The following is a 26,039-nucleotide window of genomic DNA, read 5'->3' as shown; positions in this document are numbered from 1 at the left end:
TCGCGCCCCAAGCGGCCAGGCAACGCCGTGACTGTGCCGGCGTTCGGCTCAGATGGCCTCGGGCGATCAGGCGCCTAGGGCGATCAGATGACCTCAAGGGCGACGTGCGGCGGCGCGGGCAGCTCGACCGTCACCGGGTCCGCGGGGCTGACCGGGCCGCCGTGCACGACGACGCCCATGATGCCGGCCTTGCCGATCAGCCGGCCGTCGCCGTCGCGTTCGATCACGGCCTTGAGCAGGCCGTGCTGGAACTTGTCGATCAGGACGCACGGGTCGCGCAGGCCGGTGACCTGGACGACTGCTTCGGGACCCATTCGCAGCAGCGTGCCGGCCGGCAGGGTGAGCAGGTCGAGTCCGCGGGTGGTGACGTTCTCGCCGAGCTGGCCGGGTTCGACCTCGAAGCCCTGCCCGGCGAGCTCGTCGAACAGCTCGGCGTGCATCAGGTGCACCTGGCGCAGGTTGGGCTGGGTCTTATCCCTGCGCATCTGGAATCGGTGTTTGACCGTGGCGCCGGCGTGCGCGTCGCCCTCGACGCCGTGACCGGCGATGAGGGTGATCTGCTCGACCGGCTTCTTGCTGAAGCGGTGGCGGTCGTCGAGGCTGACCGCGACCACCGACGGCTGCTCATTGCTCACCCTGACAGTCTGCCACCGGCGTCTCGTGCACCCGTCAGCGCGAACCAACGCTCTCTAGTGATGCTCGCAGGCTCTCGACGATCTCGACCAGCTCCAACGGCAACCGCACCATGGCTTCAGCCGAACCCTCGACCGCTACGCGCAAATCTGTCACCAGCTGCCCCTCCAGAGTTAGCGGATCCACCAATTGTGATCTTTGACTAGATAGCAGTTTTCGGACGTTCTCTCGAATCACTGCGTTTGCCAGTGCTGTCAACTCGGGGGCATTGTGCGGCCCAAGCCTGAGCACAGGTCGGGCTTCGTTGATCGCCTGCAGAGGGACGCCAACTTCACCGGACAGCCAAGCCAGTTGGATCCGCGCTCTGAGCGTGGCGCGATTTTCAGGGCCGAGCACCCGCGCATAATCAGCCGCCAACGCCTCGAACTGGTCCCGCGCCGACGCCGGATCACCCGCCTCCGCAGTGAACCACGCCAAGGTGTGCCGCGCGTCTAACGTGTCAGAATCATCCGACCCGAACACCCGCACGAAGTCTGCCACCAGTTCCTCAAGCAGATCCCGCGCCGACGCCGGATCACCCGCCTCCGCAGAGAACCACGCCAAACTTCGCCGCGCGTCCAACGTGTCACGATCATCAGCTCCGAACACCCGCGTACGATCAGCCACCAACGCCGCGAACAGATCCCGCGCCGACGCCGGGTCACCCGCCTGCGCGGTGAACCACGCCAAGCTGTCCCGTGTGGCTAACGTGTCAGAATCATCCGGCCCGAACATTCGCACGAAGTCGGCCACCAGCTGCCCGTACAGCTCCCGCGCCGACGCCGGGCCATCTGCATCACCGGTGAACCATGCCAAACTTCGCCGCACGCGCAACGTGTCACGATCGTAGGGCCCGAACACCCTTAGGAAGTCAACCGCTAACGCCGCAAATAAGTCCCGTGCCAAAAACGGGTCACCCGCCTCACCGGTGAACCACGCCAAACTATGGCGCGCGCGCAATGTCTCACGATCATCAGGCCCAGCTACCCGCGCACGATCCACAACCAAGGCCGCGAACTGGTCCCGCGCCGACACTGCATCATCCGTAGCCCAGGCCAAACCCTGTCGCGCACTCAACGTGTCACGATCCTCAGGACCGCACACCCGCGCACGATCCACAACCAAAGTCGCGAACTGGTCCCGCGCCGACGCCGGGTCACCCGTGTCCGCGGTCAACCACGCCAGTTCGTGGCGCACATCGAGCCCTAACCGGTCATCGACAAATTGCCGTCCGGCTGCCAGCGTGCGCAAACGGGCGATCGCTGTCCGGCTGTCAGAGGGCGCATCCCAACAGGCTGACACGAACTCGATGACGTCGTGTGTCATACCGGTTGTCGACTTGGCGGCTAACCGGAGCAGTTCGGCAACTCGGTCGGCCACAGCAACTGCACCGTCCTGAGCAGCCGCACATTTGACAATCACATCCGCGACCCGCTTAGTAGTCACATCAAGCTGTCGCCGTTCGATTGAATCCCGAGCCTCAGCCGCACCGGCTCGGATCGACATCACTGCTGTGTCGATGAGGCTTCCCGCTTCAGGCGTACGCGAGTCGGCTGCAGCACCATAGACCCACGTTCTCGCTTCAACCTGTAAGGCATCTGGGTCACGGTCGCCATAAGCCAGATCAAAACGCCGGGACTCAGCCCGTAGAGTTGCTGCCGCAAATCGCTCGACGTGAGAGCCGGGCTCAGCGCGCAGAAGCTGCCCCCGCCTTTCGTCAGGGTCATACCAGGCACGCAAGATCTCGACGATCAGCGGTAGCGGTTGGGTGGTGGCAGAGCGGTAGTGAAAGTGGTGCCGCAGCATCGGCTCACGCAGCCGGTACCAAGTTGATCTCTTGTCCAGTTCTGGGACCTTCTCAGCGCGCACCCACCGGATGTCAGCAAGCCGGCCGAGGGTTGAGGCGGCCACCCGCTGCTCGATGCCGGCCGCCTTCGCCAGCTCAGCCACCGTTGCTGCCTGATGCGGGCCGTCTGCCAGTTCCCGGACCAGCCGCTGTTCAACGGGCGACAAGTCCCACAACAGCTGCTGGTAGTACGGCACCAGCCCCTCAAGCAGTGCCTCGACCGCCGGCACCAGCTCGTCCAGCAACTCAACGGTCAGGCATTCGGACAGGATCATCCAGATCCTTGGCGAGCCGCCAGCCAGGGCGTTGATCGCGCGCAGCCTGGCCTCGCCCTTGTCTGTTGCCAGGAATTCCGCCAGCGCCGTGTCACCCGAGCCCTGTGCGAGGCGTATCAGTAACTCGCGGCCCTGTCCGACGTCGAGTTCTTCCAGATGCGAAATGCCGAAGTTGCCCCACCACGGCAAAGCTCGATCGCTGACACCGGGGAACAGCAGCGGCGTCGTCGCCAGCACCATGACTTGCCGGGAGTTCTCGACCCAGGAGCGAAAATCCTGCTGACCACCTTCGCCGAACGCATGAAAGATCCGATCCAGGTTCTCGATCACCAGCACCAGCACCTGATCGCCCAATGCCTCGGCGACTGCCTCTTCAGGATTCAAAGGCAGCGCGGACCGACGGCTACCTGGCTGCGGGGGGCTGAGCGCGGACAGCACCTCTTGCAGGATGTCGAAGTAGCGGGTGATGCCTACCGCGTCCTCGTCGAAGCGAACGAACCTCAGCCGCTTCCGGACCTCGGGTCGTTGCAGCGCACGGTGAAGCGCCACGTTCAGCAGATGCGTCTTGCCCGACCCGCGAGGGCCGACCAGCAGGCTGTGCGCACGGTTGCCGGAGGTCGCGGCACTGACCAGTCGATCGACCAGTATTTCCAGAGTCTCGTCACGGCCAACCGTGCGGTCCGATAGGTCAGCAGCCGATTCCTGCGAGGGCGTGAACGGCCGGACGCGACCCGGAGGACGTGCGAACCCACTTGCCGTCATCGCTTCATCTCCAGCCAAGCTCGGCGCAGCAACGAGGTGGCGAACCGATCAGCGGCGCCCACTCTCACCAAGTAGTGGTCGTCCTCCAGCCGGCCAACCAGGCTCAGCACCTTCGGACGACGCGCCTGCTGAGCCAACTCGGTTGAGGTGAGCCGGTCGACGATGTTCTCTACGGTAAGCGGTTGGTCGGCAGTCGCATACTCATCGAGCATGGACCTCACCAATTCCGCGTCCTCACCGTAATACCGGGGAATCCGATCACGGTAATGCTGCATCTCCCACCGGTCATCGCGCAGCGCGTCATCAACCATCGCCACAATGTCGGCCTCTGTAAGTCGGTTTGCGCCTCGTTCGGCCAGGTCTTGAACCAGCCGGTGGATATAGAACGGAATCGCGCAGGTCTGCTCGACAATCGTCTCGGCCGCCCGCCTCTCATCCGACTGGGCGACGCCGGCTCCGCGCAACAGGCAGCGCGCGAGGTAAAGCGCATCTGGCTGGCTCAACGGACCGACAGTCACCGGGTCGAGGTCGTTCACCGGCGACTGCTCGCTCAGGACATGGTGCAGCCCGACAGAACCGGCAAAGATCATCGAGATCCCGGACAGTTCCTGGCGCGGCACCCGCAGCGAACGGAGGAACTCCTCCGGCCCACCCGGCACCAGCCGGCCCAGGCGACTTGCCAGCGCAGTGATCTCATCGAAGATGAACACCAGCCGGTACGGCTTGATGTGGTGGCAGGCATCGGCGCAGGCGCGGAACAAATCCTCTTCCACATCAACCCGCGGACGAGCCGCGTGGCCCTGCAGGGTCAGGCCTCCTACGCCGACGTTGACTTTAAGCTCACCGCCGAGATCGGCCTCCCACCGGCGAACGTGATCGCGAAGCAGCCGGTTTCGACGCATCTCGGCGACAAGGTCGCGGCCGAATTTCTCAGGGTCCTTCGACTCGGCGCTGATCCGGATCACCGTGTGCCCGGCCTTATCGAGGCTGGTGCTCAGCGCGTGCAGCAACGACGTCTTGCCCATTCGCCGATCACCCAACATCTTGGCACCGCCAGTGCTCACCGAGCGTTGCAACCGGCCTAGTTCACGGTCCCTACCGATGAGGTCGGCGGGGTCGACCACCCCGCCCGGGTTGGTGCTCATGGGTCGGATGGCGAGAGAGGAAGTCACGCGCCAAACATACGGCAGATTTGTTGTACGTCAAGAACGTTGTATAACAAGACTGCCGTAGGTTAGAGCAGCGGCAACTGCTCGCTCAGGTCGGCCCGGGCGCCGCTGGCGCGGACCTGACCGGCGGCCAGGGCCTGGCTCCAGTCCGCGCGCCCGGTGGCCAACAGCACAAACGTGACCGGGTCGGCCTCGACCACGTTCGGCGGGGTGCCCCGGGTGTGCCGCGGGCCTTGGATGCACTGCACCGCGGTGAACGGCGGCACCCGCACCTCGACCGACCGGCCCGGGTACTTGGCCGCGAGCATGCCGGCCAGGCCGCGCACGCCCACTCCGAGCGCCGTGCGGTCCAGCCGGATCGGCTCCCGGTCCGGCAGCGACCGGCTCAGGTCCTCCGAATGCGCCAGCACCTCGAAGATCCGGGTCATCAGGTAATCAGCGCCGCTGATCGGCCCGCGCGGCGCCCGGACCACCTTGGGCAGCGGCTCAGCCAGCCGGACGCGCGCCTGGCTCAACAGCAGGTCCAGCCCGGTGAGCAGGTCATCCGGCGTCCGGTCAGCTGCCAGCTCGGCGGTGACCGCGTCGATCAGCTCGGCATCCGGCCGGTAGCGGGCGACGTAGTCGTGCAACGCCAGCGGCGGGTCCTGAGCCGTCAAGACCGGCGAGCCCAGCGCGCCCAGCAGCCCCTGGAAGATCATCGACACGTGCCCGGTCAGCTGCCGGACGTCCCAGCCAGGCAGCACGCTGGGCTGGCCGAACGCCTCGTAGGGCAGCTGCGCCAGCCAGTCCCGCATCAGCGCGGCTTGGGCGAGCAGCGGCCGGCTCGGATCAGAGGGCATCGATCAGCCGAACAGCGCAGGCAGCGTCGAGGCCCAGGCCACCCGCAACTCCGGCATCGGCAGCCGGAACTGCCCCTGCACCTCGATGGCCGACTCGAGCACGTCGAGCACGCCGATACGCTGCGCGGGCAACCCGCGAGCGGTGCACATGTCGGTGAACCGGACCTGCTCGGTGCGCGGCACTGCCACGATCGCCCGCCCGGCCGACTCGGAAAACAGGAACACGAACGGGTCCGCGCCCTCGGGCAGGATCAGCCGGACGCCGACGTTGCCGCGCAGGCAGGCCTCGGCCACGGCCACGAACAGCCCGCCGTCGGACAGGTCGTGGGCGGCGTCGATCAGGCCGTCCCGGGAGGCGTTGATCAGCACGTCGGCGAGCAACCGCTCCCGGTCGAGGTCCACTGCCGGCGGCCGGCCACCGAGAAAGCCGTGCGCGACGTGGGCCCACTCCGAGCCGCCGAACTCATCACGGGTGTCACCGAGCAGGTAGAGCTGGGCGCCGTCCTGGCGCAGCGCCATCGGCGTCCGGCGGGTGACGTCGTCGATGACCCCGAGCACCCCGACCACCGGCGTGGGGAGGATGGCGGTGGTCCCAGTCTGGTTGTAGAAGCTGACATTGCCCCCGGTCACCGGAATGCCCAGCTGCTGGCAGCCGTCGGCCAGCCCGCGGACCGCCTCGGCGAACTGCCACATCACGGCCGGGTCCTCCGGCGAGCCGAAGTTCAGGCAGTTGGTGACAGCCAGCGGCCGGGCGCCGGTGACCGCGACGTTGCGGTAGGCCTCGGCCAGCGCCAGCTGCGCGCCGGCGTAGGGGTCAAGCCGGCAGTACCGGCCGTTGCCGTCCACCGAGATCGCGACGCCGAGGTCGCTGTCCTGGCCGTCCGGCCCGGGCAGCCGGACCATGCCGGCGTCCTCCGGCTGGGCCAGCACCGTGTTGCCCTGCACGTACCGGTCGTACTGGTCGGTGACCCAGGACTTGTCGGCCAGGTTCGGCGAGCTGATCAGCTTCAACGCGGTGGCCCGCAACTGCTCGCCGGTCTTGGGCCGCGGCAGGCCGTTGCCGTGCTCGCCGTTGAGCGCGTCCTGGTCATAGGGACGGCGCACCGGCCGCCGGTACACCGGGCCCTCGTGGGCCAGGGTGCGCGGCGGCACGTCGACGATCGTCTCGCCGTGCCAGCGCATCACCAGCCGGTCGCCCTCGGTCACGGTTCCCAGCACGGTGGCGGTGACGTCCCACTTGGCGCAGACCTGCTCGAACGCCTCCAGGTTCTGCGGCGTCACCACCGCCATCATCCGCTCCTGGGACTCGCTCATCAGGATCTCTTCGGGCGAGAGCGTCTCATCGCGCAGGGGCGCGAGGTCCAGGTCGATCATCATGCCGCCGTCGCCGGCCGCGGCCAGCTCGGTGGTCGCGCAGGACAGCCCCGCCGCGCCCAGGTCCTGGATACCGGTCACCAGGTCGGCGGCGAAGATCTCCAGGCAGCACTCGATCAGCACCTTCTCGGCAAACGGGTCGCCGACCTGCACCGCCGGGCGCTTGCTCGGCCCGCTGCGCTTTCTGCTCGACTCCGCTCCTCGCTCGCTGGCGCTCGCTGCGATGCTCACCTCGCTGTCGTCATCGTTGTCGAAGCTGGCGCTGGCCAGCACCGAGGCGCCGCCGATGCCGTCGCCGCCGGTGCGGGCGCCGAACAGCACGACCAGGCTGCCGGGCCCCTCGGCCTTGGCCAGCTTGATCTCATCCGCGCGCAGCACGCCGACGCACAGCGCGTTCACCAGCGGGTTGGCCAGGTAGCTCGGGTCGAACACCAGCTCGCCGCCGATGTTGGGCAGCCCCAGGCAGTTGCCGTAGCCGCCGATGCCCGACACCACGCCGGGCAGCACCCGCGCGGTGTCAGCGGCGCCGGCAGCGCCGAAGCGGAGCGAGTCGAGCACCGCGATCGGGCGCGCGCCCATGGTCAGGATGTCGCGGACGATGCCGCCGACCCCGGTGGCCGCGCCCTGATGCGGCTCGACGTAGGAGGGGTGGTTGTGCGACTCGATCTTGAAGGTCACCGCCAGGCCGCCCCCGACGTCGACCACGCCGGCGTTCTCACCCATGCCGACCAGCAGGATGTCCTTCTCGCCGGAGGCCTTCACCGGCTTCTTCTCGGCGAACTGCTTCAGGTGCACCTTGGAGGACTTGTAGGAGCAGTGCTCGGACCACATCACCGAGTACATCGCCAGCTCCGAGCTGGTCGGCCGCCGGCCCAGGATCTCCTTGATCCTGGCGTACTCGTCCTTGGCCAGGCCCAGCTCGGCGTAGGGCTGGACCTGCTCGGCGGAGCCCTCGGCGACCTGCACCGTGTCCAGCGAAGCCCTCCGGGTGGCGGTCACGCGTTGACCAGCTTGGACAGGACGGAGCTGAAGAAACCCAGGCCGTCAGCGCTGGGGCCGGTGAGGGGGTCCACAGCGTGTTCGGGGTGCGGCATCAGCCCGACCACGTTGCCGGCGGGGTTGCAGATGCCGGCGATGTCGCGGTACGAGCCGTTGGGATTGCCGTCGAGGTAGGTGGCCACCACCCGGCCCTCGGCTTCGAGCTCGTCCAACGTCCGCTGGTCGGCGACGTAGCCGCCGTCGATGTTCTTGATCGGGATCACCAGCTCCTGGCCGGGCTGGTAGCCGGTGGTCCAGGGGGTGCCGGCGTTGTCGATCCGGATCCGCTGGTCGCGGCAGACGAACCGGCGCTCGGCGTTGCGGATCAGCGCGCCGGGCAGCAGGTGGGCCTCGCACAGCACCTGGAAGCCGTTGCAGATGCCGAGCACCGGCAGGCCGTTACGGGCGCCGTCGATCACCGACTCCATGGCCGGTGAGAACCGGGCGATGGCGCCGCAGCGCAGGTAGTCGCCGTAGGAGAAGCCGCCGGGCAGCACCACCGCGTCGACGTCGGAGAGCCACTTGTCGCCGTGCCACAGCGGCACCGGCTCGGCGCCGGCCAGCCGGACCGCGCGCATGGCGTCGCGATCGTCGAGACTTCCGGGAAAGGTCACCACTCCGACGCGCACGCTCACGCCGACAGGCTACCGGTCGCGTTGCCCGCTGCCCGCCTGCGCCTTTCCGCATTGTGCGGCCTGAATCCGCGGTTGCAGTCGAGTCCGGCGCGGATTCAGGCCGCACAATGCGGCAGAGGGCGGTCAGCGGCGGGTCAGCGGGAGATGGTGAAGTCCTCGATGACCGGATTGGCCAGCAGGGTGTCGGCCAGCTTGGTCAGGGTGGCGTCATCGAGGTCGTCATCGACGTCGAGTTCAAAGTGCTTGCCCTGCCGCACCGAGTTGACGCCCTCGATGCCGAGCCGGGTCAGCGCGCCCAAGATGGCCTGACCCTGCGGGTCCAGGATCTCCGGCTTCATCACGACGTCGACTACTACGCGGGCCATTGGTCTCCTTCGATCGGCTGCGGGCCAGCTTAGCCAGGCGCCTGGCGTAGCCTCGGCGTCCGTGCAGCGCGTCCTGGTCGCCGGCTCGTCCGGCTCGGGCAAATCGACCCTGGCCGCGGAGTTCTCGCGCCGGTTGGGCCTGCCCTACGTCGAGCTGGACTCGCTGTTCCACGGCCCGAACTGGGTGCCGCGTCCGGAGTTCGGCGATGATGTCCAGGCGGTGGCCGCCGGTGACTCGTGGGTGTCGGAGTGGCAGTACGGCCAAGTCCGGCCGCTGCTGCTGGCTCGCGCCGACACGTTGATCTGGCTGGACTTTCCGCGCCGGACCGTGATGCACCGGGTACTGCGACGGTCGTTTCGGCGGGCCGCCCTGCGCGAACCGATCTTCAACGGCAACACCGAGGGGTTCCGGGACTGGCTCGATCCCGAGCACCCGGTCCGGTGGGCGTGGAGCACCCATGCACGGCAGCGGTCTATGACGCGAGCAGCGATCCAGCGGCGCAGCGGTCTGACGGTGATCCGGCTGAGCTCACCGAGACAGGCCCGGCGGTGGCTGCGCTCAGTCGGCCAGGGCTCAGTCGGCCGGCGCTGAGTCGGCCAGGGCTCAGCCGGCCGGCGCTGAGTCGGCCGGCCTAGACCAGAAGTCCGACCGGAATAGGCCCATCAGGACGGTGTCCTCGTACCGGCCGCCGGACCACACCTGCTCACGCTGACGGCCCTCCTCGACGAAGCCGACCGCGCGGTAGGACCGGATCGCCCGCTCGTTGCCGCCATGGGTCTCCAGCCAGATCTTGCGCAGGTTCTGCATCCGGAAGCCGTAATCGACCAGCAACGTCAGCGCCTCGCGGCCGTAGCCGCGGCCCCAGTACGCGCGGTCGCCGATGCCGATGCCCACCTCGGCCGTGCCGTCGCGCCGGTTGACGTTGTGCAGCCCGCACTCACCGATGAAGACGCCGTCAGCCTCGATGGCGAAGTTCTGCCTCTCCTTGTCCTTCGCCTCCTCCTCGTAGGCAGCGCGAACCACCTCGAATGAGCGAGGGCGAGGCGGGTCGCCGCCGCCGAACAGCTCGACCTCGACGTCGTTCTTGAACTCGGTCAGCCTCGGTAGGTCGGCGTCGGTCAAGGCCCGAAGCGTGACCAGCTTGCCGAACAGCATCGCGGCGCACCCCATTCGTCCTCGGCCTCGACCGGCAAGTCGGCTCCGAGGTTCACGGAGCTGTCCGGGCCGGGGCCAACCATTCGTCGAACCGTAACCCGGTGAGCCGCTCGTAGGCATCCAAATATCGCTGCCGGGTGGCGGCCACCACCTCCTCGGGCAGCGGGGGCGGCGGCTGATCGGAGTGCCGGTCCCAGCCGGACTCGGGCGAGCTGAGCCAGTCCCGGACGTACTGCTTGTCATAGCTGGGTTGCCGGCGCCCGGGCTGCCACTGCTCAGCCGGCCAGAACCGGGACGAGTCCGGGGTCAGCACCTCATCGCCGAGCATCAGCTCGCCGGTACAGGAATGCAGGCCGAACTCGAACTTGGTGTCGGCCAGGATGATGCCGCGGTCGGCGGCGATGTCGCGGGCCCGGGCGTAGATCGCCAGGCTGAGCGCGCGCAGCCGGCCGGCGGTCTTCTCCCCGGCCTGCTCGACCACCGCCGCGAAGCTGATGTTCTCGTCATGCTCACCCACGGCGGCCTTGGCGGCCGGGGTGAAGATCGGCTCGGGCAGCCGGTCGCCGTCGGTCAGCCCCGGCGGCAGCGCGATGCCGCAGACCGAGCCGGTGGCCTGGTAGTCCAGCAGGCCGCCGCCGGTGAGATAGCCGCGCACCACCGCCTCGACCGCGATCATGTCGAGCTTGGCGCACAGCATCGACCGGCCGCGCCAGGCGTCGGGGATCAGCTCGTCGTCATAGCTGATCAGGTGGTTGTCGACCAGGTCGGCGAGCTGGTCGAACCACCAGACCGACATCGCCGTCAGGATCCGGCCCTTGTCCGGGATCTCGGTGGGCAGCACGTAATCGAAGGCCGAGATCCGGTCGCTGGCGACCATGACCAGGTGCCCGGTGTCGGTGGCGTACAGGTCGCGCACCTTGCCCGAGTGGACGTGGGTCAGGCCGCTGTCGGGGCGGTCGGTGGCCGGTGTGGAGGGCACGGGCCGAATCCTGTCACACCCGGGTAACGATGTTGCCCGACAGATCTTGAAGTGCAACCTCGCGAGGGGGGACGCGTCTGACAAGCGGAACATTCTCCACACGGGGCGGTGGCCGGCTCACACACGGCCAGGAACGGACAGCGCAGTGACGCACTCTTTGATGATTGACATCGCCGGCTTGAACGCGACCCACCGGCTGGAACTCCGGTGACCCGGCTCGAACGCCCGGCCGCTTGGCCCCGGCGCGCCCGCTGGTTGATTCCGGCGCTGGCCGCGGCCGCGACCGCCGCCGTCGCGGTGGCTGTCGGAATCACCGCCGTCTCGACCTCGGTCGACAACGGCAAGCGCACCACCATCCAGCCGGTCACCCAGCTCAGCACGCCGGCGCCGAGTCCGAGTCCGACGCCCAGCCACACCACGCCCGCGCCACGGCCTGCCGGCCTCGGCTCGGCCAGACCCGCGGCCACCGCCACCCCGCCGGCGCAGATGGCGCCGCCGCTGGGGAACGGCCAGCTTGCAGACCAGTCCCAGATCCCGTGGAGCCAAGTCGGCTCCGGTTGGCATCTGATCTCCAGCACTGCCACGCCTGAGGCAGCGAAGGCCCCGCTCTACCTGGTCAACCCGATCGGCGGCCGGTATCTGATCAGCCAGGTGGCCATTGGCGACATCCGCGCCTGGTCACCTGACGGCAGACGGGTCCTGCTTAAAGAGGAAGGGGCAGGTGACTTCAGTGAGCTGGAGCTGGCAACCGGGAAGGTGCTGCGCACCTTCACCATCCCTGGAGGCGCCTCGTTCGTCAGCTACACCCGGCCGACAGGTCAAGCCATCCTGGTAGAGGTGACCGTCGGCAAGGGATCCACGGCGCGGACCACACTGCAAAGATTTGGAACCGACGGCCGCCACCAGCTGACCTACCCCTCCGAGCTGCCCGGCCTGGGGAAGTTGTCGACCCAGACCGCCCTGTACAGCCCCGACGGCACTGAGCTGCTGATCGGCGCCCGAAACGGCCTCGCATTGCTCGGAAATGACGGTCATGTCATCCGGACGCTGCCTGCGCCGGCGGAGCAACGCGAGTGCGACCCGATCAAGTGGTGGGACGCGGCGACGGTGTTGACCAGATGCACGAACCACGTCATCAAGAGTCAACGTATCTTTCTGCCCTCCGAACTCTTCCTCCAACCCGTGTCCGGCGGCAGCCCGACGAAGCTGGCCGGCGCCAGCGCAGCCACCCCGTTCGGCATTCAGAACGCCTGGCGGTACAGCGGCGGTCTGTTGCTGCGTGAAGAGTCCGGCTGTGGCCCGGGCGAGCTGGACGTCCTGCGCAACGGGGTGATCAGCAAGCTGGCGCTGCCGTCAGGCATCGCTAACCCGCCGCCGTTACACGCCGTAGACGGGGATGTCGTGATCGTGGACCAGCGGAGGCAGTGCTCGTACAAGCCCGACCCGGTCTCGTTGATCGCGGTCGACATCGTGACCGGAGCCAAGATGACTTTGGCCACAGGGTTCGGTAACAGGGTGTTCTCCTACCCCAGCCGCGACGGAGCAGCACGGCGTTACTAGAGGCTCGGAGGGCGTAGCCGGCGGCGGCCGGCTCGCCAAGCGCTTCAACCAGGTCCAGCCGCTTGTCAGGCTCATTCAGTCACACCTCGGTAACGGTAGGCGGTTCACAGAATCGCCGATGCAACCCTGGCATGCGGAGTGCGTCCGACAAGCGGAACATTCTCCGCACGGGGCGTTGGCCGGCTTTCCACGGCCAGGAACGGACAGCGCAGTGACGCAATCCCTCACGATCGACATCGCCGGCTTGTACGCCGCTCACCGGCTGAAGCTGGTGCGAATGGCGGTGCTGCTGGTCGATGACATCGGCAGCGCCGAGGACGTGGTGCACGACGCGTTCACCGCGCTGCACCAGAACCAGGACCGGGTGCGCGAGCCGGCGGCCGCGCTCGGCTACCTGCGCACCACGGTCGTCAACAACGCCCGCTCGGTGCTGCGCAAGCGCCAGACCGCCCGCCGCCATCTGAGCCTGGCAAGACTGCAGGACGCCGAACCGGCCGACAGCGAGCTGATGCTGGCCGCCGCGCACCAGGAGGTGCTGGCCGCCGTCCGCCAACTTCCCGCCCGCCAGCGCGAAGTGCTGACCCTGCGGTACTGGGCGAACCTGTCCGAGGCCGAGATCGCCGAGGCGTTGGGCATCTCGCGCGGCGCGGTGAAGTCCAACGCCAGCCGCGGGATGGACAAGCTCGAAACAATCTTGGGAGACACCCGATGAACCGCCAGACCGAGGACCGGCTACGCGCCGCGTTCGACGCCAAGGCCGAGCAGGTCACCGACGAGCGCCTGGACCAGCTCGCCGCCCAGCGGCGCCAGCTGCTCGCCGCAGACCTCGACGGCTCGGACTCCGACGACTTCTCCACGATCCCGGGCTTCGCCGACGCCGACCCTGACGGCAGTAACCCCTTCGCGCCCCGCACCACGGTGACCCGGCTCGACGTCGACCACCCGGCCGGCTCGTCCCGGCACGCCCGCTGGTTCGCTCCGGCGCTGGCAGCGGCCGCGGTCATCGCGGTGGCCGTCGGAGTCACCGCCGTCTCGACCTCGGTCAACAACGGCGACCGCGCGCCTGCCCCGCCGGCCACCCAGATAAGCACGCCGGCGCCGAGCCTGTCCCCGACGCCCACCGACCCCGCGCCGTCCCCGTCGGGCGACGCCCAATCGTCAGCTACCGCCACTCCACCGGCGCAGGCGCCGCTGCTGGGCAACGGCAAGCAAGGCGACCGGTCCCAGGTCCCGTGGAGCCAGGTCGGCCCTGGTTGGACGTTGGCCCTGTGGTCGCCGACCACCGAAATCGACGAGAGCACCCAAGGTGCGACGCTGAGAAACGCCCCGGAAAGCCTGTTCCTGGTCAACCCGGTGGGAGGCCGCTACCTGATCACGACCTTGCCGGTGAACCATCACCTGCAACTGGAGCAGTGGTCCGGCGACGGCCGGCGGGCGAGCTTCGCGCGCAGGATCCCGAACGCGAATTCGACCACCTCCACCAATGTGGAGCTCAATCTCGACACCGGCGCCTGGCGCGAGATCAGCGTCCCCGGCCGTGCCACCTTCAGCTACACCAAGCCGCGTGGCCTGGCCCTGCTGGTGAGCCGCGACAGCGGACTCGAGCGCGTCGGCCTGGACGGCTCTCGGCAGCTGCTGTACCCGACGTCCCAGCCCGGTGTCGGCAAGGTGAGCGGGGGGCACTACACCCCGGACGGCAGCCAGTTGATCCGCAGCACCGACCAGGGTTGGGTGGTCACCACCAACGACGGCGCCGTGGTGCGAGGGGTGGCCAGGCCCGCAGGGATCGCGCATTGCCTTTTTCACCGCTGGTGGACTGACACCACCATGCTGATGACCTGCTACCCCGGCCCTACGCACAATGACCCCAAGCTGTGGCTGGTGCCGATCACCGGCGCGCCCGCGACGCCGCTGCTGACATCGCAAGCCGACCCGATCGAGTTCAATGACGCCATTGAGGCCGGTTCCAAGACCTTCCTCGAGCACGGCCATCTTCACTGCGGCGATATCGACCTCTCCGTCCTGCAGCCGGACGGCACAGCACGCCCGCTGAATTTCCAGAAACGCGCTGGCACGCGCCAAGGGGCTCACATCTTGCAGGCCACCCGGCAGATGCTGTACCTGGACGTGGGCGTGGGCTGCGGAACCGACCAGCAGATCCTCAGCTACGACCCTCGCACTGACGAACTCACCACACTGCTGGGCGGGCAGGTCAACGGCGGGACGATCCTGTGGGCGCTGGCGTACCGTGCCACCGACCCGCCGCGGTAGCCGGGTGCTGCGGTAGCTACAGAATGGGCTCGGGGGCGTAGCCGGCGGCGGCCGGCTCGCTCTCCAGCGCGTACTCGACGGCGGCGATCACGGCCCGGACCTGGGCCTGGGCGGCGCCGGTGAAGGCCAGCGGGTCGGCCAGCAGGCCGGTCAGGGCGTCTTCGTCCAGTCCCAGCCGCTCGTCGGCGGCCAACCGGGCCAGCAGGTCGTTGCCGGCCGCGCCCTGCTCGCGCATGTCCAGGGCGACCCGGACGGCGTGCTCCTTGATCGCCTCGTGCGCCTGCTCGCGCCCCACGCCGGCCCGGACCGCGGCCATCAGCACCTTGGTGGTGGCCAGGAACGGCAGGTAGCGGTCCAGCTCCCGGGCGATCACCGCCGGAAACGCCCCGAAGTCATCCAGCACCGTCAGGGTGGTCTCCAGCAGGCCGTCCAAGGCGAAGAAGGCGTCGGGCAGCGCGATGCGGCGGACCACCGAGCAGCTGACGTCGCCCTCGTTCCACTGGTCGCCGGCCAGCTCGCCGGCCATCGAGGCGTAGCCGCGCAGCAGCACCGCGAAGCCGTTGATCCGCTCGGCCGATCGGGTGTTCATCTTGTGCGGCATCGCCGACGAGCCGACCTGGCCGGGCCGGAAGCCCTCGGTGACCAACTCGTGGCCGGCCATCAGCCGCAGGGTGGTGGCGAAGCTGGACGGCGCGGCGGCCAGCTGCACCAGGGCCGACAGCACGTCGTAGTCCAGCGACCGCGGGTAGACCTGGCCGACGCTGGTCAGCGTCTTCTCAAAGCCCAGGTGCTCAGCGACCCGGCGCTCGAGCTCGGCCAGCTTGCCCGAGTCGCCGTCGAGCAGGTCGAGCATGTCCTGAGCGGTGCCGACCGGGCCCTTGACGCCGCGCAGCGGATACCGGGCCAGCAGGTCGTCCAGGCGGGCCAGCGCCGCCAGCAGCTCGTCGGCCACCGAGGCGAACCGCTTGCCCAGCGTGGTGGTCTGGGCGGCGACGTTGTGCGAGCGGCCGGCCAGGGCCAGCGACTCGTACTCGGCGGCTCGGCGGGCCAGCCTGACCAGCACCGCCAGCGTCTTCGTCCGGACCAGCTTCAGCGCCGAACGGACCTGCAACTGCTCGACGTTCTCGGTCACGTCGCGGCTGGTCATCCCCCGGTGGATCAGCTCGTAGGGCTGCTCGGTGGTCGCCCCCTCGGCTGCCAGCGCGTTGAACTCCTCGATCCGGGCCTTGACGTCGTGCTTGGTCACCCGCTCGCGCTCGGCGATCGAGTCCAGGTCCACGGCCTCGACGCCGGCCTCGACCACCTTGCGGTAGGCCTCGATCGCGCCGTCCGGGGTGCTGATGCCCAGGTCCCGCTGCGCGATGAGCACCGCCAGCCACAGCTGGCGTTCGAGCACTGCCTTGTGCTGCGGGCTGAACAGGGTCGCCATCGACGTCGAGGCGTAGCGGTGGGCAAGCACGTTGGGAATGGCTGGCTTGGCTGACTCGGGAGCGGCGGTGTCGGCGGGGTGGGCGGGCTGGGCTGGCTGGTCGGTCACGCCGACATTCTTCCGCACTGCCGCGTGGGTGTCGCACCGGTCACCTAGGCTGCGACATGCGCACAAGCGGTCATATATCCGCTTCTAGACAGGATGGACTTTCTAGTGGACGAGATCACGATGAGCCGACGTCAACTGCTGGCCTCCGCCGCTGTCGGCACGGTAGGCGCCGCATTCTTCGCTGCCGCTCCGGCGGCGGCGCTGGGCAGGGGCCGCGACGCCCACGACGGCTTCCGGCTGACGGTGCTCGGGACGACAGACACCCACGGCAACGTCCTGAACTGGGACTATTTCAAGGACGCTGAGTACGACGACGCCCAGCACAACGACGTCGGCCTGGCCAAGATCTCCACGCTGGTGAGCGCGATGCGCGCCGAGCGAGGCCTGGAGGCGACGCTGACCCTGGACGCCGGCGACACCATTCAGGGCACCCCGCTGGCCTATTACTACGCCCGGATCGACCCGATCACCGGCGCGAAGGCGCCGATTCACCCGATGGCCGCCGCCATGAACGCGATCGGCTACGACGCCGCCGCGCTGGGCAATCACGAGTTCAACTACGGCGTCGAGACTCTGCGCAAGTTCCAGTCGCAGTTGCATCACCCGCTGCTGTGCGCCAACGCCCTGGACTGGAACACCGGCGAGCCGGCGTTTCCCGAGTTCATCCTCAGAAAGGTCCGGGTGGGCCAACGCCGCGGCCCTCAGCATCAGGGGACCGGCGAGTTCGTCACAGTGGGCATCGTCGGCCTGGTGACGCCCGGCTGCGCCATCTGGGACAAGGCCAACCTCGACGGCAAGATCAAGTTCAACGGCATCGTCGAGCAGGCTCAGATCGTGATCCCGAAGGTCAAGCAGGCCGGCGCCGACATCGTCATCGTGTCCTGCCACTCCGGCGCCGACACCTCCTCCAGCTACGGCGACGCGCTGCCCTGGCCCGAGAACGCTTCGACCTTGCTGGCCCAAGAGGTGCCCGGCATCGACGCGATCCTGGTCGGGCACGCCCACCAGGAGATCCCGCAGCGCTTCGTGCGCAACACCGCTACCGGCAAGCAGGTGCTGCTGTCCGAGCCGCTGCGCTGGGGTGAGCGGCTGACCGTGATGGACCTGGACCTGGTCAAGGACCGCGGTCGCTGGCAGGTCGGCGCCGCCAGCGCGACCGTGCTCAACGCCAACACCGTCGCCGCCGACGAGAAGGTCGTCTCGCTGGTCCGCCAGCAGCACGAGAAGGTGCGCAGCTACGTCAACGGAGTGGTCGGAACGTCCACCGCCGCCATGTCGGCAGCGACCTCGCGCTACCGGGACACCGCCGCGATGGACTTCATCAACCACGTCCAGGGTGAGGCGGTGAAGAAGGCGCTGGCCGGCTCGCCCTCGGCGTCGCTGCCGGTCCTGTCGATCGCTGCCCCGTTCAACTCCGCCGCGGCGATCCCGGCCGGCGACGTGACGGTGCGCGACGTGGCCGGTCTCTACATCTTCGACAACACCCTGCTGGGCATCGTGTTCACCGGCGCCCAGGTGAGGGCCTACCTGGAGTTCTCGGCGGCGTACTTCAAGCAGATAAGCGGAGTCGGCCCCTTCTCGCCGAGCCAGCTCACCAATGCCGTCACCGCGACTGCGCCGAACGGAACCCCGGACTACAACTACGACATCATGGGCGGCCTGGACGCCCCGCTGACCTATGACATCGACATCGCCCAGGCCGTCGGGTCCCGGATCAAGAACCTGAGCTACGGCGGCGCCCCGGTGACCGACGGGCAGCGATTCGTGATCGCGATCAACAACTACCGGCAGTCCGGGGGCGGCAACTACCCGGGGGTCAAGACCGCGCCGGTGGTCTACAACGCCCAGGTCGAGATCCGGCAGCTGATCATCGACTGGGTGAGTGCCGCCAAGGTGATCGACCCGACGGTCTTCGCCAAGGTCGACTGGAAGCTGGTGTCTAACGGCCAACCGATCCAGATCAGCGGCTGAGCTGGCCGGGAGGTCAGTCGCCGGGATGCGCCGCGTCGGAGACAGACCTGGCGAGGGCGCTGAGGATCAAGTCCAGTCCGAACTGGAACTCCAGGCCGAAGTCGTAACCGGGCTGCATGACGTGGGAGATGGTGAACTCGAACAGGTGTGGGTACTCATCGGCCGGAAACCGCTTCACCATCACCGCGGCTAGGTCGGCGACACTCTCGGGGCCGTGTATGGGCAGCGCCCTCTCCGACATCGCGAAGCCGTAGACGTAACTGTCGATCAGGGCAAAGGCATGGGCGGCCTGCTGCACGGTGAAGCCTGCCCCCCGCAGGGTGCCGAGAAACGCGTTGTGGTGTCGCAGCGTCGCGGGGCCTGCGTTGAGGCGTGATTGCAGCAGCGGGGTCGCCCACGGGTGACGCCTGAGCACCTGCCGGGCTGAATCCGCTCGCCGGCGCATCTCCGTCTGCCAGTCCCCGCCGACCACCGGTAGCTCGATCTCGCTGAAGACGAGATCGACGATGCCGTCGAGGATCTCGTCCTTGTTGGCGACGTAGTGGTAGACCGACATCGGTTTGACGCCGAGTTCATGGGCCAGCGTGCGGATCGTGAGAGCCGCGATGCCCCCCGCATCGGCCACCGCGACGGCGCCTCCCAGCACCCGATCGCGGCTGAGCGGAACCCGTTCGGCGACTTCTGCCTGATCTGCGGTCTTGGCCATCTCACTCCCCAGTCCGAGCGGTTCGTACTAAGTACTTTACAGGGCCGTACTAAGTACTATACGGTCTCGTACTAAGTACGGTCGACCCACTCGCCAGCGAAAGGCAAGCCGATGATCGAGGTAGAGAACCTGAGCAAGCGTTACGGGGACAAGCTGGCGGTGGCCGGGTTGAGTTTCGTGGTGCAGCCCGCAACCGTCACCGGGTTCCTCGGCCCGAACGGCGCCGGAAAGTCCACCACGATGCGGATGATCGCGGGCCTGGACCAGCCGAGCGCCGGCCGGGTCGCGGTCAACGGCCGCGACTACCGGTCCGCGACCACACCGATGGCCGAACTCGGCGTCCTGCTGGAAGCCAAAGCGGTGCACACCGGTCGGTCGGCCCGCAATCACCTGCTCGCGCTGGCCCAGACCAACGGCATCGGCCGGCAGCGGGTGGATGAGGTGATCGAGCTCGTCGGCCTGCGCGAGGTGGCCCGAAAGCGGGTCGGCGGGTTCTCACTCGGCATGGGCCAGCGGCTGGGAGTGGCCTCGGCGCTGCTGGGCAATCCCAGGACGGTGGTTCTCGACGAGCCGGCCAACGGCCTGGACCCGGAGGGCGTGCTGTGGATGCGCACCATGCTCAAGGCTCTGGCCGCCGACGGACACACGGTGTTCGTGTCATCTCACCTGATGAGCGAGATGGCCCTCACCGCCACCCGGTTGGTGGTCATCGGCCGTGGCCGCCTCATCGCTGACACCACGGTCGCCGAATTCGTCGCCCGCGCCTCACAGAACTCCGTCACGGTTCGCACGCCGGAGGCGGCTCGGCTACGGGATCTGCTGCCGTTTCCGGACATCACCGTGACCAGGGAGCAGTCCGACGTGCTGCGGATCGACGGCCTGACGGCCGAACGCGTCGGCGCCATCGCGTGGCAGGCCCATGTGCCGATTTTCGAGTTGTCCGTCCGGCAAGCCTCACTGGAGGAAGCGTTCATGCACCTGACCCGTGAAACCGTCGACTACCGCTCGACCGAGATCGCGGGCACTGCGGCGGTGGCGGCATGACCGCCACGCTGGCTCCTGCCTCGGCCTCGGCAGCGGCTGCCCGCGCCACCCAGTTGCGGGTGACGCAGCCGCGAGTCCTGCGTTCGGAGTGGACCAAGTTCCGCTCGCTGCGCTCGACGCTGCACACGTTGCTGGTCGCCGCTGTGCTTCTGATCGGGCTCGGCGCCGTGTTCTCGGCCGTCACCGCCAGCCAGCCCAGCGGTTTCGGCCCCGGAGAGAACGCGACATCGACCAGCCTGACCGGCACGTTCTTCGCGCAGCTGGCCATCGGCGTGCTCGGGGTACTGCTGATCAGCGGTGAGTACAGCACCGGCATGATCCGCGCCTCACTGACCGTGGTGCCCCGGCGGCTGCCGATGCTGTGGGCCAAACTGGCCGTGTTCGCCGCGGCGGTGTTTCTCACCATGCTGATCGCCAGCTTCACGGCCTTCGTCACCGGCCAGGCGCTGCTGGAGGGGCACCACCAGAACGCCTCGCTGACCACGCCAGGGACGCTTCGCTCGATCGTCGGCGCGGCGCTCTACCTGACCGTCGCGGGCATCACCGGTGTCGCGTTGGGTGCGTTGCTGCGCAACACCGCCGCCGCGATCTCAACCTTCGTCGGCGCCTTCTTCGTGATCCCGCCGCTGACCATGCTGCTGCCTGCCTCATTCGCCGACCACTTCGCGCAGTACCTGCCATCCAACGCCGGCGCGATGCTGGTCGGCGGCGACTACGGCCTCAGCGACCCGCTGGCGCCGTGGACCGGATTCGGCGTGATGTGCGGCTACGCGGTGGTGTTGATCGGCTTGGCCGCCTGGCAGCTTCGCCGCGTCGACGCCTGACAGGACCCCTGATCGAGTGATCGCCTGATCGACCTGGTCGACCTGATCGAGTGATCGCCTGATCGATCTGGTCGACCTGGTCGCCTGGTCGCCTGGTCGCCTGGTCGACCTGGTCGACCTGATCGCCTCAGTCGGCCGCCGGACTATCCGGCGGCCGGCTGCGCGATGCTCAGTCTTCGGCGGGGCCGGCAGCCAGCCGCACCGCCGCTGCCCCCGCGGTGCCGACGGCGGCGGCGATGCTGGCCGCTGACGGCACGAAGCCGCCGTAACCGCCGAGCAGGCGGCGCATCCGCTGTGACATGCCCACCTGGCCGACGCTCTCGGCCGCGCTCCACCACGGCAACTGCCGAAAGACCTCGGCAAACAGGGCCGCCAGCACCGTCGGGTCGGTCGGCACCAGCCCGCCCAGCCCGACCGCGCCGGCCAGCATGCTCACCAGCGGGCGCAGCGTCGCCCAGGTGGACGAGCCGAGGATGTCGGCCCACTCGCCGTAACTCACGCCGGCCGCGGCGCCGATCAGCAGCGGCGCTCCGGCCGCCACCGCAAGCTTGAGTGCCTCCACCACGGCCAGCAGCACCATCTGCTGGCCGGTGAGCACCTGGGCGCCGGCGATGCCGTTCACCCGCATCCGCATGGTCAGCAGGTCCGCGTCGGAGTGCGCCCAGTTGCGGATCACCCGCACCGAGGGAACCGGATTCCAGGACTCGGCGTCCCACCAGCTGGTGGTCAGGGCGGTGGGAATCAGCGACTCCCAATACAGCAACTCTCCCAGCTCACCGAGGAACGGCAGCCACCCGGCCAGGGTGCCCACTGCCAGCCTGGGCGCCCCGAACGGCATCTGGGAGTAGACCGGCTGCACCTTGTAACCGATCGTCTTGTGGTTCACGAGCTCGGCCTGGATCAGCTGCTCGACCGCCCGGAAATGCGACAGCGGCTGCATGCCGTTGTTTCCGTCGTTGGTCAGCGGAACCAGGTTGCTCCAACTGGCCGGCCCGCCGAACTTGTCTCGCAGCAAGTGCGCCCGGACGTAGTACGCGCCCCTGCCATTGGCGGGCTTGCGGCGCGACAGCACCTGATCCCAGCCGTGCATGGCGGGCGCGTCGTTGGCTGGCTCGCCGCCGGCTTTGGGATAACCGGGGCCGAGCACCGTGTACATGCTGGTGCCGAAACCGCCGCTGCTCAGCGGCCCGAACGTCGGCGCGGCGCTCGGGCCTTCACCCACCAGCCAACCTCCGAGCGAGCGCGCGCCCATCCCGACGCCGATGCCGACGTCGGTGACGGTGTTTCCGACCAGGTTGTTCAGCAGGGCGCGGCGAAGCACGCCAGGCTCGGCCAGGCTACGCCGGACCGGCCCATCGGTGCCCGCTGCCGGCGAGTGCTCGCACTGAGGCGCCGGCCGGCTGGCCGCTTGCCGGCGCAGCGCGCCGACGATCTGGTCGGCGCTGCGATCGGCCGCCCGCTCGGCCGGGTCATCGGCGCGCCCGATCACAGCCGCACCCCCAGCCGAACCTCTCGCCTCGTGCGCGACGTGGGAGAGCTCGTGCGCCAGCAGCCGCTGGCCACCGGCCGAGTCCGGGCTGTAGCTGCCCTGGCTGAAGTAGACGTCGTTGCCGGAGGTGAAGGCGACCGCCTGTACCCGGCGGGCGATTGAGGCGGCCTCGTTGTCGGCATGCACCCGGACGCCGGACAGGTCATGCCCCAGCTGCTGGCCCATCGGCTCGGCTATGCCCGGGGGCAACGGGCGGCCGCCGCCGGCCCGGCGTCGCAAGGTCGACACGATGTCGGACGGGATCTCGGTTCCGCCGAGCGGGTCCTCGGCAGCGCCCGAGCTGCGCCGCAAGTGCGGCTGGACGCTGGCCAACCCCGGCACCGGCGGCATCCAGACCGCCGCGGCGGCCGGGCTCTGCTCAATGACAGTCGGTCGGTGCGGGTCGGCGGAGGTCGGGTCTGACCGTTCGGGCTTGGCCTGCTTGGCCTGCTTGGCCTGCTTGGAAGTGGGGCCGTCCGCCATCGTCGCCCCTCAGCCCGCACCCGACCGCGCCGGCTAACGCGGCAGCGGAATTAAGTCCATGTTAACTGAATGAGGGGGCCGTGAGCAGTCGAGGACGTGTTTCAGCTGGCCGGCGAGCGGGTGGCCAGTGCCTTGGCCGCGATGTCGGTGCGGTGCTGGCTGCCGGCCAACTCGACGCCGGCCACCAGCCGGTACGCCGCGTCGCGCGCCTCGGCCAGGGTGTCGCCGACGGCGGTGGCCGACAGCACCCGGCCGCCGGCCGAGCGCAGCACCCCGTCGCCGTCGCGGCGGGTGCCGGCGTGGATCACCCCGGGCTGGTCGCCGCCGGTGATCGGATCGTCCAGCCGTGGCGGGCCAGGGTAGTTCGCCGCCGCGATCACGACGGTGACGGCCGCGCCGGCGCGCCAACGCAGCGGCGGGTGCTCGGCCAGCGTGCCGGTCGCCGCCGCGTGCAGCAGCCCGGCCAAGGAGGACTCCAGCAGCGCCAGCACCACCTGGGTCTCCGGGTCGCCGAACCTGGCGTTGAACTCGATCACCCGCGGCCCGGCCGCCGTCATCGCCAGGCCGACGTAGAGCAACCCCGCGAACGGCGTGCCTCGCCGGCGCAGCTCGTCCACGGTCGGCTGGGCGACCTGTGCCACCACCTGCTCGACCGTCTCGGCGGGCAGCCAGTCCAGCGGCGCGTAGGCGCCCATGCCACCGGTGTTCGGGCCGGTGTCGCCGTCGCCGATCCGCTTGAAGTCCTGGGCCGGCAGCAACGGCAGCACGCTCACTCCGTCGGTGACGCAGAACAGCGACACCTCGGGACCGTCGAGGTACTCCTCTACCAGCACCCGGCCACACGCTGCGGCGTGCTCGGCGGCCTGGCGCCGGTCAGCGGTCACCACCACGCCCTTGCCCGCTGCCAGGCCGTCGTCCTTGACCACGTAGGGCGGTCCGAACTCCTCCAGCGCGGCGGCGACCTGCTCGGCGGTGACGCACAGCGCGGCCCGGGCGGTGGGCACCCCGGCCGCGGCCATCACGTCCTTGGCGAAGGCTTTGCTGCCCTCGAGCTGGGCCGCCTGCCGCGACGGTCCGAAGCAGGCGATGCCGGCGGCGCGGACCGCGTCGGCGGCGCCGGCCACCAGCGGCGCCTCCGGGCCGATCACCACTAGGTCGGCCCGGACGTCGACGGCCAGCGCGGCGACCGCGGCCGGGTCCGAGGCGTCCAGTCCGCGATGCTCGGCGATAGTCGCGGTGCCCGCGTTGCCTGGAGCGCAGATCAGCGCGGTGACCGCGGGGTCGGCCGCCAGCGACAGGCAGAGGGCGTGCTCACGAGCACCGGAGCCAACGACAAGAACCCGCATACCCGCCAGGCTAACTAGTGGAGGGTATGCGGGTTCTGCTGCCAGGCGGCAGCGGCTGTCAGCAGCCGCAGGTGTAGTACAGGATGTCCCAGTGCGAGCCCTCGTCGCAGTAGATGTTGCCCGAGGCGGCCTGCCACTGCGGGTAGCCGTCGCCGCGGTTGCCGATCCGGGTGAAGCTGTTCTTGATGTAGGAGTCGACGCAGGTGCGGTGGCTGATGTCGACCTTGTAGCCGTTCCAGTGGCTGTAGGTGCCGCTGGCGTGACCGGTCTCGGTGCCACCGGTGATGTTGATCGAGCAGCCGCTGGAGCGCTTGAGGGTGATGACGCCCGAGATGGTGCTCTGGTTGATCTGCTCGAACGACGTGCACGTCGAGATGTTGCGGTTGGAGCAGTTACCGCTGGAGCTCCAGGTGATGCCCGCGCTGGACAGCTGCGAGGTGGCCTGGGCGTGGGTCAGCTTGGTGACGGCCGAAGCCGGGGCGCTGGTCGCGACCAGGCCGGTCAGCGCCATCACCAGGCCCGCTAGGAGTACGAAAAAGCGATTTCTCATGGATGAGCCAATCAGTCGGGGGACGGAAAGGGGGTGTAAGTAAGGCACACGGTGGCGTATAGGGCCAATGCCGTCAAGCCGGGCCGAAATCGCTTCACTGTGCCCACACAGCGGACCCGGGTGGCGTCTGCGCGCACCCCCGCCTCCGGGTTGACCGACCTGCCGACCGCTGCCGAGCGCAGCGCTGAGCCGCGCGGGCTCAGCGCTGCGCCTGTGCGGCTGTGCGGCTGTGCGGCTGTGCGGCTGTGCGGCTGTGCGGCTGTGCGGCTGTGCGGCTGTGCGGCTGTGCGGCTGTGCGGCTGTGCGCGACGATCAGCCGCGCGACTTCAGCAAGGCCCGAGCCTCCTTGCCGAACATGGCATCGGACCTGAGCGATTCAAGCACCTGCCGTCCTCGTTGACCGCCGAGGCGTTTGATGGCGCTCAGGAAGTGGATGCGTGTATCGCCACGGGAGTCCTCGTGCAGCAGCTCGATCAGCTCATCGAGGTGCTGCTCAGTCGCGGATGCGGCCAGCGCGACGGCCAACCCTTCTTCCTCACCCCGCCCCTGCGCTTTCACATAGAGCTTTCGCAAGATGCCCCATGCGAAGGCGGCTGGTTTCACCGCTAGCGCGCTGGCGATGCCTTCCATCACCCGGTCGGGGTAACCCCCTTGCTGCAGATGCTTCAGCAGCACCGGCAGCGCCGCCGGGTATGGGTCCGATGTGTTGACCAGATCCCAGACCGAATCGACCTCTACTCCGGCGTCGCGCAGATCAGCCACGATTGGCTGCTCAGCGCGGCGCAATTCCCGCACGCGCACCTGGCGCTCCGCCTCGGCCGCTCCGGTTCTGCGCTGGTATTCCTGATCGTCCTGCAACTCGGCGATCAGCTCAGCGGCCGTTTCGCCCTTCGACGACTTCTTCCGAGCCGTCATGAGATGACCTCGTCAGCGGGCTGGCCATCTCTGATCGCCGCCCATGCCCTAGCTGTGATGTCCAGGCAGGTTGGTCAGGCGGCTGATCGGCGGTAGGGCTCCGATTGCGCTGTGGGCTCGGTGGTGATTGTAGAAGTGCAGCCATGCTGGGAGTGCTTGGCGGCGGGCTGTCTCGGAGTCGTAGTAGCGGGCGT

At 68.7% G+C, this 26,039-nt stretch carries 23 protein-coding genes; 7 read left to right on the top strand and 16 right to left on the bottom strand.

Annotated elements, in window-relative coordinates:
• Window positions 1-83: 83 nt before the first annotated feature.
• From VGB75_15725 to purS, 7 genes are all read right to left on the bottom strand, one after another.
• Window positions 84-635 carry an MOSC domain-containing protein gene (locus tag VGB75_15725; protein ID HEY0168492.1) on the bottom strand — a complete coding sequence of 184 codons (552 nt, stop codon included), beginning with the start codon at window positions 633-635 and terminating at the stop codon, window positions 84-86.
• A 34-nt stretch (window positions 636-669) separates the two neighbouring features.
• On the bottom strand, window positions 670-3,555 hold the full coding sequence (locus tag VGB75_15720; GenBank protein ID HEY0168491.1) for a tetratricopeptide repeat protein: 2,886 nt from the start codon (window positions 3,553-3,555) through the stop codon (window positions 670-672).
• Window positions 3,552-4,700 carry a hypothetical protein gene (locus tag VGB75_15715; protein HEY0168490.1) on the bottom strand — a complete coding sequence of 383 codons (1,149 nt, stop codon included), beginning with the start codon at window positions 4,698-4,700 and terminating at the stop codon, window positions 3,552-3,554. Before VGB75_15715 ends, VGB75_15720 begins: the two co-directional genes overlap by 4 nt.
• A gap of 89 nt (window positions 4,701-4,789) precedes the next feature.
• On the bottom strand, window positions 4,790-5,563 hold the full coding sequence (locus tag VGB75_15710; GenBank protein HEY0168489.1) for a sterol carrier family protein: 774 nt from the start codon (window positions 5,561-5,563) through the stop codon (window positions 4,790-4,792).
• 3 nt (window positions 5,564-5,566) lie between these two features.
• Window positions 5,567-7,936, bottom strand: a complete 2,370-nt coding sequence (gene purL, locus VGB75_15705) for a phosphoribosylformylglycinamidine synthase subunit PurL (protein HEY0168488.1) — start codon at window positions 7,934-7,936, stop codon at window positions 5,567-5,569.
• Window positions 7,933-8,610 carry a phosphoribosylformylglycinamidine synthase subunit PurQ gene (gene purQ, locus VGB75_15700; protein HEY0168487.1) on the bottom strand — a complete coding sequence of 226 codons (678 nt, stop codon included), beginning with the start codon at window positions 8,608-8,610 and terminating at the stop codon, window positions 7,933-7,935. Before purQ ends, purL begins: the two co-directional genes overlap by 4 nt.
• Window positions 8,611-8,744: 134 nt before the next feature.
• The gene (gene purS / locus VGB75_15695; protein HEY0168486.1) at window positions 8,745-8,975 is read right to left on the bottom strand and encodes a phosphoribosylformylglycinamidine synthase subunit PurS; all 231 of its coding nucleotides are present in this window, start codon (window positions 8,973-8,975) and stop codon (window positions 8,745-8,747) included.
• Window positions 8,976-9,036: 61 nt separating this feature from the next.
• On the opposite strand from purS, the gene VGB75_15690 reads away from it, so the two are divergent.
• Window positions 9,037-9,567, top strand: a complete 531-nt coding sequence (locus VGB75_15690; GenBank protein HEY0168485.1) for a hypothetical protein — start codon at window positions 9,037-9,039, stop codon at window positions 9,565-9,567.
• Between the two features lie 12 nt (window positions 9,568-9,579).
• On the opposite strand, the gene VGB75_15685 is transcribed toward VGB75_15690, so the two are convergent.
• Both VGB75_15685 and VGB75_15680 read right to left on the bottom strand, forming a co-directional pair.
• A complete protein-coding gene (locus tag VGB75_15685) occupies window positions 9,580-10,131 on the bottom strand; it encodes a GNAT family protein (protein HEY0168484.1) in 552 nt (183 codons plus the stop codon).
• Between the two features lie 52 nt (window positions 10,132-10,183).
• Window positions 10,184-11,110 carry a phosphoribosylaminoimidazolesuccinocarboxamide synthase gene (locus tag VGB75_15680; protein HEY0168483.1) on the bottom strand — a complete coding sequence of 309 codons (927 nt, stop codon included), beginning with the start codon at window positions 11,108-11,110 and terminating at the stop codon, window positions 10,184-10,186.
• Between the two features lie 207 nt (window positions 11,111-11,317).
• On the opposite strand from VGB75_15680, the gene VGB75_15675 reads away from it, so the two are divergent.
• The 3 genes from VGB75_15675 to VGB75_15665 all read left to right on the top strand — a co-directional run bounded on the left by VGB75_15675 (window position 11,318) and on the right by VGB75_15665 (window position 14,941).
• Window positions 11,318-12,670: a hypothetical protein gene (locus VGB75_15675; protein HEY0168482.1), complete on the top strand. Its 1,353-nt coding sequence runs from the start codon at window positions 11,318-11,320 to the stop codon at window positions 12,668-12,670.
• Window positions 12,671-12,881: 211 nt separating this feature from the next.
• Window positions 12,882-13,382 (top strand): SigE family RNA polymerase sigma factor, encoded by a 501-nt coding sequence (locus VGB75_15670; GenBank protein ID HEY0168481.1) that lies wholly within the window; start codon window positions 12,882-12,884, stop codon window positions 13,380-13,382.
• The gene (locus VGB75_15665; GenBank protein ID HEY0168480.1) at window positions 13,379-14,941 is read left to right on the top strand and encodes a hypothetical protein; all 1,563 of its coding nucleotides are present in this window, start codon (window positions 13,379-13,381) and stop codon (window positions 14,939-14,941) included. The genes VGB75_15670 and VGB75_15665 overlap by 4 nt, the downstream gene beginning before the upstream one ends.
• A gap of 16 nt (window positions 14,942-14,957) precedes the next feature.
• Here the strand turns inward: VGB75_15665 and purB are convergent, their stop codons facing one another.
• The gene (purB, locus tag VGB75_15660; protein ID HEY0168479.1) at window positions 14,958-16,478 is read right to left on the bottom strand and encodes an adenylosuccinate lyase; all 1,521 of its coding nucleotides are present in this window, start codon (window positions 16,476-16,478) and stop codon (window positions 14,958-14,960) included.
• A 120-nt stretch (window positions 16,479-16,598) separates the two neighbouring features.
• Between purB and VGB75_15655 the strand changes: the two genes are divergently transcribed.
• Window positions 16,599-18,449: a 5'-nucleotidase C-terminal domain-containing protein gene (locus VGB75_15655; GenBank protein HEY0168478.1), complete on the top strand. Its 1,851-nt coding sequence runs from the start codon at window positions 16,599-16,601 to the stop codon at window positions 18,447-18,449.
• A gap of 13 nt (window positions 18,450-18,462) precedes the next feature.
• On the opposite strand, the gene VGB75_15650 is transcribed toward VGB75_15655, so the two are convergent.
• Window positions 18,463-19,155: a TetR/AcrR family transcriptional regulator gene (locus VGB75_15650; protein HEY0168477.1), complete on the bottom strand. Its 693-nt coding sequence runs from the start codon at window positions 19,153-19,155 to the stop codon at window positions 18,463-18,465.
• A gap of 111 nt (window positions 19,156-19,266) precedes the next feature.
• On the opposite strand from VGB75_15650, the gene VGB75_15645 reads away from it, so the two are divergent.
• The gene (locus VGB75_15645; GenBank protein ID HEY0168476.1) at window positions 19,267-20,199 is read left to right on the top strand and encodes an ATP-binding cassette domain-containing protein; all 933 of its coding nucleotides are present in this window, start codon (window positions 19,267-19,269) and stop codon (window positions 20,197-20,199) included.
• A complete protein-coding gene (locus VGB75_15640; protein ID HEY0168475.1) occupies window positions 20,196-21,023 on the top strand; it encodes an ABC transporter permease subunit in 828 nt (275 codons plus the stop codon). The genes VGB75_15645 and VGB75_15640 overlap by 4 nt, the downstream gene beginning before the upstream one ends.
• Before the next feature lie 169 nt (window positions 21,024-21,192).
• Here VGB75_15640 and VGB75_15635 read toward each other — a convergent pair whose 3' ends face one another.
• The 5 genes from VGB75_15635 to VGB75_15615 form a co-directional block, all read right to left on the bottom strand.
• A complete protein-coding gene (locus VGB75_15635; protein ID HEY0168474.1) occupies window positions 21,193-23,034 on the bottom strand; it encodes a DUF4157 domain-containing protein in 1,842 nt (613 codons plus the stop codon).
• Window positions 23,035-23,135: 101 nt separating this feature from the next.
• Window positions 23,136-24,380 (bottom strand): phosphoribosylamine--glycine ligase, encoded by a 1,245-nt coding sequence (purD, locus tag VGB75_15630; protein HEY0168473.1) that lies wholly within the window; start codon window positions 24,378-24,380, stop codon window positions 23,136-23,138.
• Window positions 24,381-24,438: 58 nt separating this feature from the next.
• Window positions 24,439-24,930: a hypothetical protein gene (locus VGB75_15625; GenBank protein ID HEY0168472.1), complete on the bottom strand. Its 492-nt coding sequence runs from the start codon at window positions 24,928-24,930 to the stop codon at window positions 24,439-24,441.
• A gap of 312 nt (window positions 24,931-25,242) precedes the next feature.
• Window positions 25,243-25,845, bottom strand: coding sequence for a hypothetical protein (locus VGB75_15620; protein ID HEY0168471.1), 603 nt, complete (start codon window positions 25,843-25,845; stop codon window positions 25,243-25,245).
• A 48-nt stretch (window positions 25,846-25,893) separates the two neighbouring features.
• The coding region (locus VGB75_15615; GenBank protein ID HEY0168470.1) for an integrase core domain-containing protein at window positions 25,894-26,039 on the bottom strand (146 nt) is incomplete at its 5' end.

Source organism: Jatrophihabitans sp., assembly GCA_036399055.1.
Taxonomy (GTDB): Bacteria; Actinomycetota; Actinomycetes; order Mycobacteriales; family Jatrophihabitantaceae; genus Jatrophihabitans_A.
The sequence above is the reverse complement of the archived record's forward strand: the minus strand, read 5'-3'. Positions and strand labels throughout refer to the sequence as shown.

Coding starts and splice junctions, on each gene's coding strand:
- purS (HEY0168486.1), bottom strand. CDS start 8,975: ATGGCCCGCGTAGTAGTCGACGTCGTGATGAAGCCGGAGATCCTGGAC.
- VGB75_15650 (HEY0168477.1), bottom strand. CDS start 19,155: ATGGCCAAGACCGCAGATCAGGCAGAAGTCGCCGAACGGGTTCCGCTC.
- VGB75_15655 (HEY0168478.1), top strand. CDS start 16,599: ATGAGCCGACGTCAACTGCTGGCCTCCGCCGCTGTCGGCACGGTAGGC.
- VGB75_15640 (HEY0168475.1), top strand. CDS start 20,196: ATGACCGCCACGCTGGCTCCTGCCTCGGCCTCGGCAGCGGCTGCCCGC.
- VGB75_15645 (HEY0168476.1), top strand. CDS start 19,267: ATGATCGAGGTAGAGAACCTGAGCAAGCGTTACGGGGACAAGCTGGCG.
- VGB75_15665 (HEY0168480.1), top strand. CDS start 13,379: ATGAACCGCCAGACCGAGGACCGGCTACGCGCCGCGTTCGACGCCAAG.
- purD (HEY0168473.1), bottom strand. CDS start 24,380: ATGCGGGTTCTTGTCGTTGGCTCCGGTGCTCGTGAGCACGCCCTCTGC.
- VGB75_15715 (HEY0168490.1), bottom strand. CDS start 4,700: ATGAGCACCAACCCGGGCGGGGTGGTCGACCCCGCCGACCTCATCGGT.
- VGB75_15620 (HEY0168471.1), bottom strand. CDS start 25,845: ATGACGGCTCGGAAGAAGTCGTCGAAGGGCGAAACGGCCGCTGAGCTG.
- VGB75_15720 (HEY0168491.1), bottom strand. CDS start 3,555: ATGACGGCAAGTGGGTTCGCACGTCCTCCGGGTCGCGTCCGGCCGTTC.
- VGB75_15625 (HEY0168472.1), bottom strand. CDS start 24,930: ATGAGAAATCGCTTTTTCGTACTCCTAGCGGGCCTGGTGATGGCGCTG.
- VGB75_15635 (HEY0168474.1), bottom strand. CDS start 23,034: ATGGCGGACGGCCCCACTTCCAAGCAGGCCAAGCAGGCCAAGCAGGCC.
- VGB75_15710 (HEY0168489.1), bottom strand. CDS start 5,563: ATGCCCTCTGATCCGAGCCGGCCGCTGCTCGCCCAAGCCGCGCTGATG.
- VGB75_15685 (HEY0168484.1), bottom strand. CDS start 10,131: ATGCTGTTCGGCAAGCTGGTCACGCTTCGGGCCTTGACCGACGCCGAC.